Annotated in this window: 14 protein-coding genes; 10 read left to right on the top strand and 4 right to left on the bottom strand. The window is 34.2% G+C overall.

All coding sequences use genetic code 11. The annotated features are described in order from the left end of the window. Window positions 1-10: 10 nt before the first annotated feature. The 5 genes from HS129_13305 (at window position 11) to HS129_13285 (ending at window position 9715) form a co-directional block, all read left to right on the top strand. Window positions 11-1672, top strand: a complete 1662-nt coding sequence (locus tag HS129_13305) for a PEGA domain-containing protein (protein MBE7413015.1) — start codon at window positions 11-13, stop codon at window positions 1670-1672. An 8-nt stretch (window positions 1673-1680) separates the two neighbouring features. Further along, complete coding sequence (locus tag HS129_13300; GenBank protein ID MBE7413014.1) at window positions 1681-5298, top strand: tetratricopeptide repeat protein; 3618 nt, start codon at window positions 1681-1683, stop codon at window positions 5296-5298. Beyond that, entirely contained in the window at window positions 5295-5783 is a 489-nt protein-coding gene (locus tag HS129_13295; GenBank protein MBE7413013.1) for a GNAT family N-acetyltransferase, read from the top strand. The genes HS129_13300 and HS129_13295 overlap by 4 nt, the downstream gene beginning before the upstream one ends. Before the next feature lie 89 nt (window positions 5784-5872). Further along, window positions 5873-7489 carry a peptidoglycan DD-metalloendopeptidase family protein gene (locus HS129_13290; GenBank protein MBE7413012.1) on the top strand — a complete coding sequence of 539 codons (1617 nt, stop codon included), beginning with the start codon at window positions 5873-5875 and terminating at the stop codon, window positions 7487-7489. A 27-nt stretch (window positions 7490-7516) separates the two neighbouring features. Continuing rightward, window positions 7517-9715, top strand: a complete 2199-nt coding sequence (locus HS129_13285) for an ankyrin repeat domain-containing protein (GenBank protein ID MBE7413011.1) — start codon at window positions 7517-7519, stop codon at window positions 9713-9715. 19 nt (window positions 9716-9734) lie between these two features. Here HS129_13285 and HS129_13280 read toward each other — a convergent pair whose 3' ends face one another. The 3 genes from HS129_13280 to HS129_13270 form a co-directional block, all read right to left on the bottom strand. After that, window positions 9735-10703, bottom strand: coding sequence for an NADPH:quinone oxidoreductase family protein (locus HS129_13280; GenBank protein ID MBE7413010.1), 969 nt, complete (start codon window positions 10701-10703; stop codon window positions 9735-9737). A 54-nt stretch (window positions 10704-10757) separates the two neighbouring features. Then, entirely contained in the window at window positions 10758-13025 is a 2268-nt protein-coding gene (locus HS129_13275; protein MBE7413009.1) for a sulfatase, read from the bottom strand. 94 nt (window positions 13026-13119) lie between these two features. Then, window positions 13120-13287 (bottom strand): hypothetical protein, encoded by a 168-nt coding sequence (locus tag HS129_13270; GenBank protein ID MBE7413008.1) that lies wholly within the window; start codon window positions 13285-13287, stop codon window positions 13120-13122. Window positions 13288-13388: 101 nt separating this feature from the next. On the opposite strand from HS129_13270, the gene HS129_13265 reads away from it, so the two are divergent. After that, window positions 13389-14264 (top strand): alpha/beta hydrolase, encoded by an 876-nt coding sequence (locus HS129_13265; protein ID MBE7413007.1) that lies wholly within the window; start codon window positions 13389-13391, stop codon window positions 14262-14264. A 1-nt stretch (window position 14265) separates the two neighbouring features. On the opposite strand, the gene HS129_13260 is transcribed toward HS129_13265, so the two are convergent. After that, window positions 14266-14910 carry an arginine-tRNA-protein transferase gene (locus tag HS129_13260; GenBank protein MBE7413006.1) on the bottom strand — a complete coding sequence of 215 codons (645 nt, stop codon included), beginning with the start codon at window positions 14908-14910 and terminating at the stop codon, window positions 14266-14268. A 289-nt stretch (window positions 14911-15199) separates the two neighbouring features. Here HS129_13260 and HS129_13255 point away from each other — a divergent pair, with 289 nt between their 5' ends. The 4 genes from HS129_13255 to HS129_13240 all read left to right on the top strand — a co-directional run bounded on the left by HS129_13255 (window position 15200) and on the right by HS129_13240 (window position 18960). Next, window positions 15200-15478: a ferrous iron transport protein A gene (locus HS129_13255; protein MBE7413005.1), complete on the top strand. Its 279-nt coding sequence runs from the start codon at window positions 15200-15202 to the stop codon at window positions 15476-15478. Continuing rightward, complete coding sequence (gene feoB / locus HS129_13250) at window positions 15479-17572, top strand: ferrous iron transport protein B (GenBank protein MBE7413004.1); 2094 nt, start codon at window positions 15479-15481, stop codon at window positions 17570-17572. It begins immediately after the preceding gene. 63 nt (window positions 17573-17635) lie between these two features. Beyond that, entirely contained in the window at window positions 17636-18109 is a 474-nt protein-coding gene (locus HS129_13245) for a hypothetical protein (GenBank protein MBE7413003.1), read from the top strand. Window positions 18110-18174: 65 nt separating this feature from the next. Beyond that, complete coding sequence (locus HS129_13240; GenBank protein MBE7413002.1) at window positions 18175-18960, top strand: alpha/beta hydrolase; 786 nt, start codon at window positions 18175-18177, stop codon at window positions 18958-18960. The last annotated feature ends 33 nt before the right edge of the window (window positions 18961-18993 follow it).

Here is an 18993-nt window from a genome sequence, read left to right as displayed (position 1 = left end):
TGAGTATAATATGAAACATAAGCCGACGTATTTCATCGTATTTGTTATTGGGATAATTTTTCTTTTCATGGGATGCTCTACTGTTCGAGTTCTCGAAGGGCAGTCTTTTCAGATTTCTTCTCCCTATTTTAAAGAGGCCCCTCCACCAAAAGAAGACCTTAGAAATAGTGAAAAACCAGAGGATTACAAAATCCGAAAAAAGGCAAAGCAAATTCCCTTCTATATCATTTCTCCTGTTTCTGTCTCGGAAGATTCTATTCAGCCTGATTTGCGAGCCTTGCTGCTGCAGGAAATTGATTTGATTGTACCGAAAACTGTAGGGAAAAGAACCTATATCAGTGAGCCTTGGACAATAGAAAACCCTCCTTTAACTGAATTTCAAAAAGAAGATATAGATGCGATAATTATACCGAATCTCACGCTTAGCATGGATTCCAATTCTTTTCAGGTAGATTTTAAAATTATTGATCCGATCAATCAGAAAGAATTTGGAAATTTTCAAGCAATCGGTAAATTCATTCTACCCAAAAAACCGAAAACAAAAGGAAAGCTAAAACGAGTAGAATTGTATAGAGCCGGCTCCAATTACAAATTCTTAAAAGAAATACTTTCTCCACAAATTGAATTTTCTAAAAAGCCCGATAAATCAGAAATTGCAGAAGTATTAAAAAAATCTATTTCGGGCAATTTATCCGTTTCCTCTACTTCGGGAGACACGATAATAACGGTGGACGGCAAGGACTTGGGAAAACTTCCCGTTACCAATTTTTTGATTTCCGACGGGATACATACTTTGGAATTTTCCAAGCCGGGGAAAACTCCAATTGCAAAAGAAGTTTGGCTTAGAGCAGGAGAGACAAGAGAAATTTTTCAAGAATGGGACGATGATTACACACTGGGCGCTTTAAATGTATTGAGCTATCCTTCTGGTCTAAAAATTTCTTGGGATGATTATTTAAAAGGCGAGACTCCACTATTTTCAAATGACATGAGCCCCGGAAACTATAAAATAGAATTTTCAAAACAAAAGCAAGGAGAAGAAAATACATCTTATATTCTCGATGAAGAAATCGTAAAAGTAGAGGCTAAGAAAATTTCTACTGTTGCTTTTCCCGTAAAATTACTGAATGGTTTAGACCCGGCTAATGAAAGTATTTGGGTGAATGCGGGCGAAGGTGGAATTTACCCTCAATTTGGAAAAGAATTAATTTTTCAAAAGCTAAGCGAGCCTATTCCCGGATGGCATGGAATTTCCACCCATCCTCTAATTTCAGGTAGCTTGGATGCAACAATTACAGCATACAGTCAGGAAGAAGTCGGTAATGGAAAAATGGCTATTACATTTTTTCAAAATGAAAAAGACAATTATACAGTTGAGTTAGAAAATTCCAGAATTTCTCTCTATAAGTTTCCTTCTGATGGCGTGTCAATTGCCAACTATGAATTTAAAAATAATGATCCCGAAAAAGGAAGACCTGTCAGATTCGTTACAGACAAAGACAAACAACAATTAAAAATTTATTTCGGAAATAAGAAAGTTTTTGAAACAGAAGAAAGTTTTCATAACCTATGGAGAATCGCTCTTTGGATAAAAAGCGATTCTCCACCCAAGTCAAAAACTTTTCGATCTTTTTCTATCACATATCCAAAAATTGCTCTTCCGGAAAAATGAGGTGTCCCTTGAAAATAAATAAATTTTACGCACTATTTTTATTCATAACCATTGTATCCATAAATACTTTTTTACTAACCAATTGTGCCTCATCCAAAGAATTAAAGCCTTCAAACGCCAAAGACACAAACGCGAAAGAATCGGAAGATGTAAGACAAAAAATCTCATCTGCAAAGAAAATCCTAAATAGAGGAAATGAATTTTTTCAAAAGAATAAATTTGACGAGTCAAAAAATATAGCAGAGAAATCAATAGAGGTTTACCCTACAGCAGAAGGGTTTTATCTTCTCGGCTCTTCCGAATTTAAGCAAGGGCAACACAAAAAAGCAAGAGAATCTTTTGAAAAAGCTCTTGCAGTCTCTCCAAAGTCAGAGCAGATTTTACTTACATACTCACTTGTCCTTACCACACTCGGTGAAGATGAAAAAGCCATTGAGATTTATAAGAGTTTGGAAGAGTATTACCCTAAAGAAAAAGTGTACCCATTTAAGCAAGGCGTTCTTTTAAAATCTTTAAAGCGATACGAAGAATCTTACACTTCTTTAAAAAGAGCTGATGATTCTTCTTTTAAACAAAAATTGCAGTTGTACATGCAGTTAGGTGACGTATCGTTGCAATTGAAAAAATACGATGAAGCAGAAGAGTATTTTGCTAAAGCCAAGTCTCTCGATCCAAATTTTAAATCAGCTTCAGATTCTTCTCAATCAACCAAATTGGCGAAATTGATTGAAAAAGGAAACTCGGCAATCAAAGAAAAAAATTATGAGAAGTCTCTTGAATTTTTCCAAGACGCTGTGAATCTTTCTCCTAAAACTTCTGCACCTTTAATCTTTCTGGGTAACGCCTATATACTTTTGAAAAAGGATAAAGAAGCGGAAGACTCTTTTAAAAGAGCGTTGCAAATGGATCCCAATAGTATAGAAGGGTATTCTGCCTTAGGGACAATTTATATTAAAACTGGAAAAAATTCAGAAGCAATTAAAATCCTAAAAAGAGCAGTGGAGCTATTTCCGTCGGATGCACAAATCTATAATAAATTGGGTTTGAGTTATCAAAATCTGGGCGATTCCAAAAAAGCACTTTTGTCTTTTACTAAGTCGATTGAATTAGATCCGAAATTTGGGCAGGCAAGACTCAACCTTGGATTTTTTTATTTGAATGAAAAAAGATTTTCAGATTCAAAAAGAGAGTTCTTGGAAGCGTCAAAATTATCTTTTGAAAAACAAGCAAAGGAAGCATTGACCCTTACAGAAATTTCTATCTTGGTTGATAAGGGAGACAAACTACTTGTAAAAGGAAAAATTGAAGAAGGGATAAAAGAATTTTTAAAAGCAAAAAAAATCAAATCAGACGAGCCTATGGTTTTTAACGCAATCGGAAGGGCGGAATTTATTTCTAAAAAATACAAAGAATCAGAAAATTCATTTAAGGCGAGCCTTGCAATAGATAAAGAAAACATACCCGCAATCCAGGGACTCATTCGGTTGTATTCGGCACAAAATAAAAAAGAACAAAAAATCTATACAGAAAAATTAGAATCACTCACTAAAGGAAATCCACTTTCCGGGATAATCACCGGCAGAATTTATGAAGACAAAAAAGAGTTTGGCAAAGCCGAAGATATTTATAAAGAATTACTAAAAAAATTTCCAGATAGCGAAACTGTTCGATATAGACTCGGAAATCTGTATTACAAACTGGCTCTGGAAAAAAACAAAAAAGAAGAATTCCAATCGGCTCTTTCCTATTTAGAAAAAGCCAAAGACCAAAAGTCTGAAATTTCTGAAATTGAAGAAACTAAAAAAATCATTCAAGGGAATATGAAGTTTGGTGAAGTCCTGCCTTTAGTGAAAAAAGGAAACAAACTTTTTAATTCTAAAAATTACAGAGAAGCTATCGAGCCATTTATGCTGGCTTATAAAAAAATAGAGAGACCTTCTATATTGATTAAAATTGCAGAGTGCCATATTGCACTTGGAGAAGAAGAAAAAGGGATAAGGATTTTACAAGATTCGATTGAAAAAGTAAAAGAAGGAAAAATCGAAATCCAAGAAGCTATCAATGCTTACTTTTTTAGAAAAGGACAAACAGATAAAGCCGAAGAAGGGTTTAGAGACATTTTAAAAACAAGACCAGAATCTTATTATAGCTTATATCAACTTGGTTTGATTTATTTAGAAAAAAATAATTATGGTGAATCGTTAAAATATTTAGATCGTGCAGTTTCGTTGAATCCAGAATTTGCTGCATCGCATATCGCACGAGGGCTTATTTATTACAAGCAGAACAATAAACAGAAAGCAAAAGAAGAATTTGAAGAAGCCATGAAGAAAGATTCTGAATTAGAGCTTGCACCTTACAATATCGGAATTCTTTACTTCAACGAAAACTCAACCCAGGAAGCCGAAAAGATTTTTACCAAATTGACCAAAGAATATCCCGACTTTTCGGATTCTTTTTACTACCTTTCTTATATCGCATTTCAAAAAAATGATTTCACAAATGCAGAAAAGTTTATCAAGTCTGCTTTGAAAATTGAAAGGTCTCCGGCTTCTTTGTACGCATATATTCGAATCTTAGAAGCAATGTATGCAAAAAGTACGGATGGAGAAATTGCCGATTTGCAATCTGAATTAAACAGAGAATTAGTTGAAAAATTTCCAAATAGCGAATATTCAAGACTCGCAGAATCAAGATTAGTAAAAGCAAGCACCGACTCTATAATTTTTCAGAAATATACACTTACCGGGAAACCTGTTTCAACTCCTGTGTTTGTGAACGGTAAGATGATTATTAATTATGGGTACTCAGTTGTTGCAATTGACTCAGGCACAAAATCTATTGCATGGAGAAGAGAGGTAAAAGAGCCTTATATTTTCTTAGAGGCATCTACAAGAATCTTTGCCGCATCTAAAAACTCCTTAGATGAGCTTGATATTCAAACCGGAAAAATTCTTCAAGTCAATTCTTTAGAAGATAAAACTCCCACAGGACTTAAAGTAAAGTCAAAGGCTTTTTTGACCACGCTTGACAAACAAGGGAAAACTCAAATAACTTCTTATAACTTAAACGGAAAAGATACAAAAACTCTTGGTATTAAAAGAGACATTCAATGGGATTTGTTTGGAAACGGTAAGATACTCTTTCTTTATGGAAAAAATACTCAATTGGAATGGAGTGTTTATGATTCCAACCTTGAAAGAATTGCAAAAGGTGAATCTATAAAAGGTGAAGGAAATATTAAAATTGCAGTCGTTAAAAATGACAGCCTAGGAGTTTTGAAAGGAAGTAGATTTTTTGAATTACGAGATAATGGAAAATTTACAGAATACTTCAAAACGGGAGAAAATATACGCTCAATTTTTTCAGAAGATGAAGATATTTATGTTGTATCCGATAAAAAAATCACTAAAATTTCTAATGATGGCAACTCTACCGAATTTCAAAACTCTAATATGAAAGATGTATCTGCAATTCGGTTGAATGAAGGAAAACCTGTAGTAGTGAGTAAGGATGGGGAATTGTCTATTATGAAACTAACAGGAGAAATCTTAAAAATTCAAAAAGTAAAAGAAGACAAGGCAACAAATCCAATAGAAATTTATTCTGTATTGTATAGAGAATGAGTTTTCATGTAGAGCATCTTGACTTTGACAAAAGAGTCGAGATCATTGAATTGACCAATCAATTTTTCAGAAAGGTGAACTCAATGCAATTGGACGGAGTTTTCCAGATACGCCACAGAGCAGCAGTTAAGATGACAGATATTTATCTAAAACTTTCCGGCTCGGAAAAAATTTTACTTATTGGTGCGTTAGACGACACCTCAAATGAGCTTTTATCTTTGTTAATAGCTCGTGTGGAAGAAAAGCCCTACTTGAAGGAGGGGAAAGTTTTGTTTATTGATTTAGCAGTGACTAAAAATGGAGCAAAAAAAAGAGGGTACATGAAGTCCTTGGTTAGTTATGCTGAAAAGTGGGCATTGCAAAAAAATATACAGTCTATCGAGCTTAGAGCAATTACAGAAAATAGTGAAGCTGTCGAGTATTGGAAAAAAAGAGGTTTTACGGATTTTTATATTCGATTTAGAAAAAACTTGTCAAAATTTTGAATTTTTTGCATAACTATATTTATGACGCTACTGCAAATTCCCCTTTCAGGGCTTTTTGCAGGTACGCCATTTATAGGATGGGATAAAAAATGAAGAAAACACATATTTTAAATATATTAAAATATCTTATATCTATAGCACTTTTATTTTCTATAAATTTATTGATTGCGGACAGCACAGAGCAGTTAAATAAAAAAGCACAAGAAAAACTGCAAAAACTAAAAGAAAAAGACGAAAAACACAGAGAAGCTATATTGCAGAAATTTTATTCTTTTGTTAGCAAAGCCAAGGCAAGATTTCCGGAGTTAGACATTCAGGAGATTCCCATCGATCCTTCTCTTGCAACAGGAGTCATAGAGCATAACGATAGACCGGGGGATGAGAAAATTAAAGAAAAGCAAATTTTTGCATTCGTGTTAGATCCTTATAATTTGAGAGCAGAACCAAATCCTAAAAATAAAGAATACATAGGAAAGGTGAAAAAGGGTGAAAAAATTGAAGTAGTTATGATCCTCACTCCGGACGAGAAGAATAATCAAAGTTTTTCTAAGTGGTGTTTAATTAGAATGAATAACAAAAAGGAAGGCTACATCCCGTCTGATTTGATTTCCAATAATCCTCCTGTAGAGGATAGAAAAAAACAAAGGAAAAAAGTAGGCAATGAAAATCATTTACCGAATTTTCTATCGAGCCTTGTGGGTTTTACAGACTTTGAAAGCAACTTGAATAGAGACGGTTTATTTTTTAATCATTCGGAAGAATACATTTTTCAAGTCGCTCAATCCATGCCCAAAAATGCTTCTGATTACCCGCCAATGATTGTGACGGCAGATATTCTAAAGATTAGAGAAAATCAAGGAATCGAATCGGAAGAAATCGGCTCTATTTCCAGAGGCACTGTCGTAAATGTAAAAGATGTCGGAAATGAAGAAAGTATAGACGGAATCAACGGACGTTGGTTGAAAATTAAGAGTGATGATTATTCGGGATGGGTATTTGGAGGGTATTTAAAACCTCAAGAGGAAGAAGAAAATCCCGATGAGTTGAAATCCGGAGAATCGAGATACGTGAAATCTGTATCTCTTAGGGTGAGAGATGAGCCAAGCGAGCAAGCAACCGTGATCACCACCTTAGAAGGACAAACTAAAGTGAAAATCAAAGATGCAAAATCCGAAGTTGAGACGTTAGGCGGGATACGATCGAAGTGGATTTATATTGAAGCTGAAGATTTTGAAGGGTGGGTTTTTGGGGGATTTGTAAGCAAGAAAAAAGGAATGCTCATAGATAGTGACGATATTGCCAAATACTTTCAAGCTCCTATCGACGGGTTTAGAAGTGTCAGTAGTAAGTTTGGACCCAGAGTAGACCCTGTTACCGGAAAGAAGAACGCCTTCCATGCCGGTTTAGATATTCCTGCTGTGATCGGAACTCCAATCCGTGTAGTGAGTGACGGAAAAGTTTATAGAGTTGATCCAAACCATGTAGCTTATGGAATGCTTACGATCCTAGAACATAAAAATAATATTTATACTTACTACGCTCATCAAAGTGTTCAAAAGGTAAAGGAAGGAGATAAACTAAAAACCGGAGAGACTCTTGGAGAAGTAGGCAGTACAGGAAAATCAACAGGCCCACACCTACACTTTGAAGTAAGACGAGGCAGTAACATGGAAGTTTTAAATCCGAATTTATATTTACCAAAATAAGTTAGTAAACAAAACAAAGGAAAGACGATGAAATTTTTTTTCAAGACAACAAATATATGCGTATTGCTTTTTCCATTTTTCAGTATATTTTCGCAAGAAACAGATATTGTAAAAACTCTTATAAAAGGGAATCCTAAACAATTTGAAGCTGAAATTCAAAATGGAGCCAATATAAATGCGTCAGACGAAACAGGAAAGCCGCTTCTGATCATCGCTATCGAGAAAGGAAAAACAAAACAGTTTCAGTTGCTTTTAGAAAAAGGCGCAGACTTGAATGCAAAAGATGGCAGCACAGGCAAATCTCCCTTGCATATTTGTGTTGAAAGATCATCAATGGAGTATTTTAAAAATCTCCTTGAAAAAAATGCCGACATAAACACGAAAGATAGAGACGGAAATACGCCACTCCATCTTGCAAGCCTGAAAGGGAATATAAAGATTTTACAAGCTCTATTAGATAAAGGAGCAGAGATTGATTCTAAAAATAAAATAGGGAAAACACCTCTTTTTTTATCATCCGAAAAAAACAGTACTGAACCAATCAAACTACTTCTTGAAAAAGGAGCAAACCCGAATATTCAGGACATTACCGGACAAACTGGGTTATTTCCTATTGTGAAGTCAGGAAACATTAAGCTCATAAGTTTGTTATTAGAAAAAAAAGCAGACGTAAATAAAAAAGACAACAAAGGGCAAAGTCCTTTAGCGTATTCACTTTCAGGAAGAATTCAAACTATAGAGTTGCTATTGCAGAATGGTGGGAATGCAAACGATACAGACGAGAAAGGACAAAAGTTGCTGTTTACGGCACACGAAAAAAGAAATCTACCCGCAGTCAAACTGCTTCTTGAAAAGGGTGCCGATATTCAATCAAAAAATAATGACGAGAAAACTCTTCTACAGCTTTCAATCGAAAAAAATGAGTTGAATTTAGCAAAATTGCTTGTTGAAAAAAGTGTTACTCTGGACGAAAAATTTTCAAATAAAAAATATCCTCTTCATCTTGCTATTGAAAATAATAGAACAGATATTGCAAAATTACTTATTGAAAATAACGCCAATCTCCAAATTAAAAACGAAGACGATAATCTGCCGATTGTAATCGCAGTTGAAAAAGGAAATAACACAATCGTTCAGTCTCTCTTGGACAAGGGTGCAAATGCGAATGAGAAAAATGCTAAAAAAGTTCCACTTATTTTAATCGCTTTAAAAGCGAACAGTCCTAAGCTGACTGAGCTATTATTAGAAAAAAATGCAGATATAAATACTAAAGACTCAGAGAAAAATTCACTCATCCACATTGTCAGTGACAAAGGATACTCGAAGATTGTAAAAATTCTGATTTCCAAGGGAGTTAACGTAAACGAAAAAAATGGCAGTGGAGATACACCTCTTCATATCGCAAGTAGCAAGGGAAACTTAGAAGTGTTGACCATGTTATTAGAAAATGGAGCTGAGATTAATGCAAAAGGAGGAGAAGACGAAACAACATCTTTATTTCGCGCAGTTGACAAGACTCAAGTGAAAACAGTTCAGTTTTTAATTTTAAAAAAGGCAGACGTAGAATTAAAAAACAAAGATGGTGTATCTCCTCTCTACAATGCAGTATCTAAGAAAAATATTGAAATCGTAAGAGCTTTGATTAGTGCAGGTGCAAATCCAAACGAAAAAAATTCTGAAAACGGGACTCTACTCATGGAAGTTGCAAAATCTGAAAGTGGAGGAAAGGATGGAAAATTTACCTCAGAGCTTGTAAAACTTTTAGTATCAAAGGGTGCTGACTTGAACGCAAAAAACCAAGGCGGTATATCTGCACTGCATTTCGCCGTGAATAGAATCAATTATGATTTGATGTTTGCATTAATCTCCTCAGGTGCAGATGTAAATCTTGCTGACAACAATGGATTTACCGTTTTGAAAAAAGCAATCTTAAAGTTTCTCGGCTCAAACAATCCGAAAGACCAAGAGGTAATACGAAAAATTCTCTACCTTACTGTAGAAAAAAAAGCAGATTTAAATTCAAAAGATAAATCCGGAAAAACTGTACTTTCTGATATTGCTTTGAATATAAGTGAAGAAAATAAACCCAGAGCTTTAGAAGCTGCGAGACTTGCAATGAACAATGGAGCAAATGCAGAGTTAAAAGACAACAAAGACAAGTCGCCGATCGACTATGCTGAAAAAAAAGGGTTTTCTGAACTAATTTCGATTTTAAAAAAGCAATAGAAAATAGTTGACTTTAATTTTAAGGAATAAGAACTACTTTTCCGTAACTTTTTCTTGTTCCTATATCCATTAGAGCTTTTGGCGCATCGATTAGTGGAACACTTTTAGAGATCATAGGTTTGATTTTTCCTTCATTGTACCAAGCAATTAGATCATTCATTGCACCTTGAATTTTCATCGGGTGATTGTCTTGATAGAGATTCCAGAATAGACCTACAACGCTAATATTCCCTAACAGCAAAAGATTTGTCGGAACTTTTGGGATAGTGCCGCTTGTAAATCCGACTACCACAATTCTACCTTCAAAGTTTACGGAAAGAATGGTCTTGTTAAAAATCTCTCCTCCAACCGGATCAATTACTACATCGACTCCCCCATATTCTTTTCTAAGTTTTTTAGACCACATCGAATCAGAATAATTTAAAACTAAATCAGCACCTGCCTTTTTAGCGATTTCGATTTTTTCATCCGAGCCTACTGTGGCATAAACTTTGGATCCGATTGCTTTACCGATTTGAATTGCAGCCGTCCCTATTCCACCGGCTCCGGCGTGTACGAGAAGGGTTTCGTTTTTCTGCAATTTTCCTCTGACTACAACTGCAAAATAAGAAGACTGATAAGTGACATTGAATCCTGCCGCTTCTTCAAAACTCATTTTCTCAGGAATTACAAATAGATTTTTTACAGGGATTGCAATTTTTTCGGCATAGCCTCCGAGCCAACTAAGCCCCATCACCCTGTCGCCTATCTTAAAATTATTTACATTCTCACCAAGTGCACTTACTACACCTGAAATTTCTGTTCCGGGAATAAATGGACGTGTAGGTCGAATCTGGTATTTTCCTTGAATTAGGAGCATGTCAGGAAAATTCATTCCACAAGCTCGTATATCAACCACAACTTGATCTTTCTCCGGCTTAGGATCAGGAACTTCTTTAAATTGCAATTCTTCCGGCTCACACCATTTATCGACAAAATAGGCTTTCATAGTTTACTCCAATTTTAAGTTTGATGATTTTTTCATATTGCGAATCTGCAAGAATTATTCGTGAATATAACCCCAGCTTTTTAAAATACTTCTAACTTCTTCTCCCATTCCGACTTCTTCTTTTGAGGAGTTTACTTTAGAGAATTGAGAGTCATTGTAGATCCATACATCTTTAGAGCTTTCATAGCCATAAGGTGGTCTTTCAGAAGTGAATAGAATTGAGTGCTCTTTTTGCTCTGTGTCAATTCCCTTAGAAAGTCCAAACCTGCCAATTCTATATCCAATTTTTTGATTGTTTCTATTTATATTAAGTGAAAATTCAAACTCCGGGTTAACGGTTTCAATTATTAACTCAGAAATATTTGTTGAAGGCTGTACTGAAAAAGAAACGTGCTTCTTGCTTAATTCCTGTAACTGAATATTCGGATTTTCTAAAACTCGGTAAATACTTCCTTTTAGAGAAATTTCTCCAAAGTATTGACAAGGGGAATCGCTACAGACAGGAAAATGAATTCTGTACTGGTTTCTTTTTATAGAAAAACTGTCCATGAAAGACCTTGCTTTTTTTAGTAGTTCAATATTTTCTTCTGCGATATTGGTCTTTTCATTCGGGTCTTTTGTAAAATCATAAAGTTGTTCTATGTGTGATGAAATTTTCTTGTTAGAATAGTAACCAGGATAGCGTCTAACGTATTTGAATTGATTGGTTCTGATTGCTTCGGAAAGTCTTCCTTCTGATAAAATCACTTCTTCTTTTGGAAAATCTTTTTCGTATAAAATAAATTCTGAATAGTCTTTCCCTTTCCATTTTTCTTTATCGTAATGAATTTTTGCGAGAGACAAGACTGTAGGAGCAAACGAAAGAAGAGAAACTTGATCAGGGATTTGTTTCACCTTAGCAATACTCTGAATGTCTTTGGGAAGTTTGATTAGGTATGGAACATTTAGCTCTTCGTCAAATAGAGACTCTCCGTGTCCAAACCGTACTCCACCATTAGAGTGATTTTTAGAGTCGTGATATTCGTTGAGCAATTCACCATGGTCACTCGTGACTACGATAAAAGAATCATCGAATTGATGAATTTGTTTCAAATACGAAAATAATCTTCCAAGCTCTTCATCAGCGTAACGTATTTCTCCTAGGTATTTCTTTTCATACTCATGAAGTTTGGAAAATTGAGAAGAAGGGGAATTTTCTTTTAGGTTTTCTAAAATCCTTTTAGGAGGCAGGTAAGGTGTATGAGGTGTATTCAAATTCAGATGTAGAAAATAGTTTCTATTTTTATTTTTTTCGGAAAATTCAATTGCCTCATCTATGATTTTTTTTGTATCTTTAACTTCTTTTCCTATTTGAAAAATTTCATGGAAACCAAGATCGACTCCGACTCCTGTGTAATCCAAGAAAAAAACATTGTTCATAATTGCTGCCGTATAGTATCCGTTGTTTCTTAAAACTTCTACGATATTTTTTTTATTTGGAGAGTAAAAAATTTTTTTCCTGTAATTTTCTACCTGAAATCCAATATTGCCGAGTCCTAAGGCAGAAGAGTAATCCGAATACAGCATAGAAATCATCGAAGGCTTTGTCCAATTTGCATTTACAAAGGCGTTTTCAAACACAACAGATTCTTTAGATAGTTTGTCTAAGTTAGGAGATACTGGTATAGGAAATCCTGAGTACCCCATTGCATCTTTTCTCACTGCGTCAATCACTATAAATAAGATATTGTATTTTTTCTTAGAAGCAATTTTTGATAGAATCGGTGCGCCGAGTATAAGAGAAGAATTTTCAGAAATCCACTCTAACTGCAAGCGATTAAGAATTTTGATAGGAAAGGAAAATTCTTTCCATGTTTCTGACTTCATGGAATCTATTTGAAACTCTCCAATAATTTTATCGTCAGAATAAATTTTCAAAATACCGCTTGAGCGGATATTTTCATTGGACAAGATTCCAAATTTTCCAGAAAATAAAAAATCCCCGTGTAAATTTTGAAATTTGTAGATTGAATTTTTTGAGAATACAACCGAATCAAGAGAGTGGTTTAATAAAAACTCCTCACTTGTTTTAAAAGTAACTTGTGAATTTTTCCATTTTTCACCTTGATTTAAGTTAGAATATCTACCTGGATTTTTTTTCCAGAAATCGGGAGGAAAAATTTTTTCGTCAGGAATTTCTCCCGTAAATTCTGATGAATTTAGTTCTCTTGAAAGATCAACAGACACCTCAAATTGTCTGTATTTTGAATTTTTCGCATAATTCCCTTTACAAGAAAAAAATTGAAAAATAACACAAAAGAGTACCGTAAAAGTAAACTTCACAAATATCTTCCCTGCAAAATTTTTTGAATTGTCAAGTTATTTACAGTTTTTCCAGTAGGTCAGATAAAATCTTTCTTAAATTTAATGAAATATACTATTTTTTTTGAACTTTTTCTAAAATTTCCAATCTTTTAGTTTTCCAATCGTTTAAGTCTCCGGAATTTTCAGGATAATTGGAAATCAAAGCGAGCATTTCCTTGTGCTCTCGTAAAATTTTTGTAAGCATTTCTGGACTGATTTTGTTTGGAATGTTTTCTTTCATTTTTCGCCTCTTATAGACTTATAAAAAAAACCTTTTTTTTTTCAAGGAATTCTTTAATTTTTACTACTCAAAATCTTGGGGTAAGGAAAACTTCAAGTACTATGTCAAAACGAGTCGTACCTGATTACACTGTAGAAGAAAATGTATTTGAAGGAGAGGATGGAACTATGATATTTTATCGAGTTTTTCGTCCCAATCTTATAAAAAGAAAGCCCAAAGTATTGGTAGTCCACCATGGGTTTGGTGAGCATGGAGGTCGCTATGAGAATTTGACTGAAGCGTTAAAAGAATCAGGATTTATAATATATATTCATGACGCAAGAGGCCACGGTAGATCTGGCGGGAAACGAGGACACGTAAATAATTTTTTAGAATTTTTAGACGACTTGGACAGGTTGATCCGAATAGCCACTAAAACAGAAAAAGTTCCAAAGGTATATTTGATGGGGCATTCCATGGGTGGGCTTGTAGTCTTGTGTTACGCTGCTATGGGAACAAACCAAGGAAATTTGGTCACACTTATCGCAAGCGGGTCGGCACTTAGGGTTCATTTGAATGTAGTTATGAGAGTAAAAAAATTTGTAGGTCAATTTTTGGCTAATGTATTGCCTGAGGTAACTGTTCCGGCAGGCTTGAATATCGAAGACTTGAGCCATGATCCTGAAGTCATAGAGGCATACAAGGCAGACCCTCTGGTTCATGGAGAAATTTCAATGGCACTCGGAAAAGTATTTTTAGAAATTGGTGAGCCTTGTATTAATAGTGCGGACGTTATACGAGTCCCTACATATTTATTTCACGGACAAGAAGATCGAATTGCAGACCCTTCCGGGTCTATAGCTTTTTACAATAATCTTGTAATTGCAGATAGAAAGCTAAATATTTACGAAAATCTTTTTCATGAAACGATGAATGAATACCCCAAGGATAGAGATCGAGTGCTTTCTGATCTTAGAGTTTGGTTAGAAAAGCATTAAATTATTTTGAGAATGCGATCCATTTTTTGTCCCAGTCAAAATATTCTAACGAATGAAAATTTTTTTTATAGTCATAGAACGAAGGTTTTTTGAAAGCATAACCATGATAGAAATACTTTTTTTTGGTTTCGATAGAATATTCAATCTCTTTGAGAAGTGTGAATATTCCAAGACTTCTTTTTGAGTAGAGTGGATCGAATATTGCGTAAATACTGGAAGTAGAAATTTTCCCTATATCAAGAAAACTGACTGCGACAAGTCTATCATCATAAAACACTGCAACTTCTTTATTTTCACAAGGTATTACAGATGGCTCTTCAGATAAAAAAGTGTAAATCGACTCCGGTTCATTTTCTTTAAAACGTTTCTTATGCAAAGAAAATAATTTTTCTTTTTCTGGGTCTATAAACGAATCTCTTATACTTACCAATAGGTCTTTATTCTTTTTTAAAATTTTCTTTTGAGAGTCTGAAAATTGAAATGTTGTCAAATTAATCCTGAGAGGGAGAATATCTTCTAATTCTTCGTCAAGATAGGAACTGCTGTATCTGAAAAAATTAACCCCAAAGTGACGAAATCCTTGTCGAAGAAATTCATCAAGTTCTGTTGGGCTTACTTTGGCAGCTATCAATCTATCGTATATCATACTATGCAAAATAAAACCTTATAGTTTTTCTATCAGATAGAAATTTTTTGACAAGTATTTTCTGTGAATTTGACCTATTTTTGGAGCATTTTTCCCCCTATTTTAGAAAATCTTTAAAATTTGGAATATTTTTGAATTTCTAAATCCCTGTGTGGATCTTATATTTTGCATAAGGTCAATTCATGAAACAATTCTGTGAAAGGAAAACCTATAAAAATCGAGCAAAGTTCGTTATTGAGAATAAAAATCAATTGCAGTTAGTTTGGAATCTTGAATAATGTCTTATAGGATGATATTTACTAAAAATACAAAATACAAAACTAAGCCTTCGACGAATTCTTTGAGTGAGTTGGCTCAAGGCAAATTTGCAATAATTGAGTCCCTTGACTTAAGGTATTTTCCCATCAATATAGTATATGATCTTTTGGACTATGGGTTGATACCCGGCACTCAGATTAAAATTTTACATAAAATAAAAGGACAAAAAAAACTTACTGTAGCGGTTGGGTCTGCAGAGATAGCCCTTCGTGATGAAACCGCAGACCATATTTTAGTGAGGGCATGTTAAATGAGTGCTATGCCTTATCGCTGTCTTTTTGTAGGGAATCCAAACAGTGGAAAATCTTCTCTTTTCAATAAGCTCACGGGGCTTCATCAGAAAACAGGAAATTTTCAAGGAGTAACCGTTGAAAAACTCAGCGGCACTATGAGCTATTTGGGTAATGAGATTGAATTGATCGACCTGCCGGGCGCGTTCAGTCTTAGTGGTATCTCCGAAGACAAGGCTGTCCTATCCAGATTTTTGATGAAGCGAGAAAAAACGGACAAGATACTTTTTGTAATAGACGGACTTCTATTAGAAAGAAGTCTTCAATTTCTATTTCAGATTTCAGATCTTGGTGTACCGATTCTACTTATTCTTACAATGAAAGATATTCTGGAAAAGAAAAATATCTCTATTGAAATAGAAAAACTAAAGAAAAAACTTTCTTTGAACATAGTACTTGTAAATGCCAAAAATGGAGAAGGTGTAGAAGAATTAAAAAGAGCACTCTTTGACGAAAAGAAATTTTTAGTGCCGAAACAACTTTGGAGGTGGGATAAGGATCGAGAAGTTCTGATAAAAAAACTTAAAGCAAAAATTAAAACAGATGATTATGGATCTGTATCTTTTATTTTGTCAAATTCGCTGAAACAACTGTCAGGTGAATCTTTGCAAAAAGATATTCCGGGGTTTTCACTATTCTCTGATGAAATAAGAAACTATATAGAAAGTGAATTCAAAAAATCTAAATTAAAATTTACCTATCAGGAAGAATTGATTACAAAATCCATCCAAATAAAAAAAATTTTATCTGATGTTGTGATTGGGGCATCGAAAGGAAAGGGAGCTTTTTCTTCTCGCATAGATTCATTTCTTCTTCATCCGGTTAGCGGGTTGATATTTTTTTTCATCCTAATGGGTTTAGTTTTTCAATCTTTGTTTAACTGGTCACAAATACCAATGGACTGGATCGACTCTTCGATAAAAATCATAGCGTCTAAAGCTGTCGAGACCTTTCCCAAGGGTCCGATTTCAGGAATTGTAAGCGATGGGATTATAGGTGGAGTTGGGTCTGTGATTATATTTATTCCACAGATAGCTTTACTTTTTTTATTTGTAGGGATCATGGAAGAAACAGGTTATATGGCGAGGGCATCACTTCTAATGGACAAATTTATGGGAAAACTAGGTTTATCCGGGAAGTCTTTTATTCCTCTGCTTTCATCGGCTGCATGCGCTGTCCCTGCAATCATGGGAGCACGAACTATAGAAAATAAATCGGACAGAATGGTAACAATTTTAGTTTCTCCTTTGATTACATGTTCGGCAAGATACCCGGTGTACATATTGGTGATTGGTGCAGTTTTTCCAAAAGAAATGCTATTTGGATTTATCAATTCACAGGCACTTGCCCTTTTTGGTTTATTTTTACTTGGTATGTTTACTTCTATGTTCTTTGCGTTTGTTTTTAGAAGAACATTTTTTAAAAGTGAACAATCATTTTTTATATTAGAGCTTCCGGAATATAAATTTCCTTCTTTTAGAAATTTGTTTATGAATGTTTACAAAAAAGTAAAAGTATTTGTGTTCAATGCCGGAACTGTGATTTTGTCTATATCTATTATACTTTGGTTTCTGGCAAATTATCCTCACAAAGATACTTCAGTTATTCATCCTACAGAATATCCAAAAACTCAAATCCAAGACACTTATGCAGGAAAGCTCGGAAAAATTATTGAGCCGGTAATTGAGCCTTTGGGCTTTGACTGGAAAATAGGAATTTCTCTTATTACTTCTTTTGCAGCAAGAGAAGTCATGGTTTCAACGCTTGCGATTATATACGGTGTGGAGGGAGAAGAAGATTCCCCCGATCTTAGAAAGTCTATGCAAAAAGATATTAATCCAAAAACTAAAAAACCGGTCTGGACTTCTCTAAGTGCAGTAAGCCTTTTAGTATTTTTTGCTTACGCCTGTCAGTGTATGTCAACACTTGCTGTAGTTCGGAGAGAAACTAATTCTTATCTGTGGACAATATTTCTATTTTCGTATATGCTGGTGCTTGCATACGTTAGTTCTCTTGCTGTTTACCAAATCGGAAAGATTTTAGGTTTTGGCTGATAAATGAAAATTAATGAATTAGAAATAAATTATCGTTACCATAGAAAATATAGGAGATAAGTAATGAATAAAAAAATTTTCATGTTTAGTGGATGGATTCTTTGGATTGTTTCAGTGATTTTTTTTATAAGCATCTTTGCTCGTGGGAAAAAAGTAATTTCCGAAGATAAGAGAATTGCAATATTATTAAATCCAAGTGAAAAAGAATTGGTTCTTTCAGAAATGAGAACTCTATTAACTGTAATACATGAAACTTTAATTTTATTGTCTAAGGAAGATTATAACGCTGCAGCAAAAAAATCTAAAGAAGGTGGAATGGATTTAGTAGAAAATCTTGCAGCAGCAGAAAAAAGTATTCTTTTAAAAATACCAATTGAGTTTAAGAAATTAGGTTTTGGCACCCATGAAGCATTTGATAATTTTTCAAAATCTATTCTAGAAAAAAAACCTTATCCGATTTTGATGAAAGAATTGGGAGAGCTTACTTCAAGGTGTGTTGCTTGCCATAGTGCGTATAAGTTAGAATTAGAAAAATAGTTGATTTTTAAAATCGTAAGCATTTGAGTTTTATAGATAAAAAATTTACAGAGCCTATCGGGGACATGAAACTCCTCATAGTACTACTCCCTTGCATGGGAGGAAATATTATGACTTACAGGTACCCTGTGAAAAACTGGAACAGGTCGGGCTATGGAGTTTTGTATTTTAATCCTCCGGGACATGGAAAGTCTGATGGAGTTTTTCATTTTGAAAAAACCTGCGAATTACTAAAAATCGAATTAGATAAAATTTTAAATACATACGGGAAAGACATCCCTATAACGGGAATCGGACATAGCGGTGGAGGCTCTACCCTTATGAAATTCTTTTATGAGAATTCAGATTACAATTTAAAAAAGTTAATTTTACTTTCTCCAATCTTGGATACTGTTCGTTCTCTAAGAGAGTTGTACATAAGAAACAATATCCAAGAGTTTACTAATTCTCTCAGGCTCACTGACTCAAGAATACTCTCTATTCTTTCTAACGACAAATGGCTAAACCCAGACTATTGGGAAGAGAATGATTTAAAAAATTTAATCAATGATTATTCGAACGAAATCATTAATGGGGCAGAGCTTGGAACTTTTTTGGAAAATATATTCATCCCTACTAAAGAAGTACATTCCTGTATAGGTAGGTTAAAAGGACAAATTGTATTTATTTATCCTACAAAAGATATTTGGTACCCGATTGAAGAAGGAGTAAACTATTCTAATAATTTTCAATTCCCCTATTATACAATTTCTTCTGCCAAAGACCACTTTTTTAAAAATGCATGGAAGTTTGTAAGTGAAAAAATTGATGAAATTTTTCTCGAAATTGATAAAAATAAGTTGACTAAATAAAGAAAGTAGTGGTAATCTTTAAGGATTTCTACT

This window comes from Leptospiraceae bacterium (genome assembly GCA_015075105.1).
In the GTDB taxonomy this organism is placed as follows: domain Bacteria; phylum Spirochaetota; class Leptospiria; order Leptospirales; family Leptospiraceae; genus JABWCC01.
Note: the sequence above shows the minus strand (reverse complement) of the source record. Positions and strands in the feature narration are given on the sequence as shown.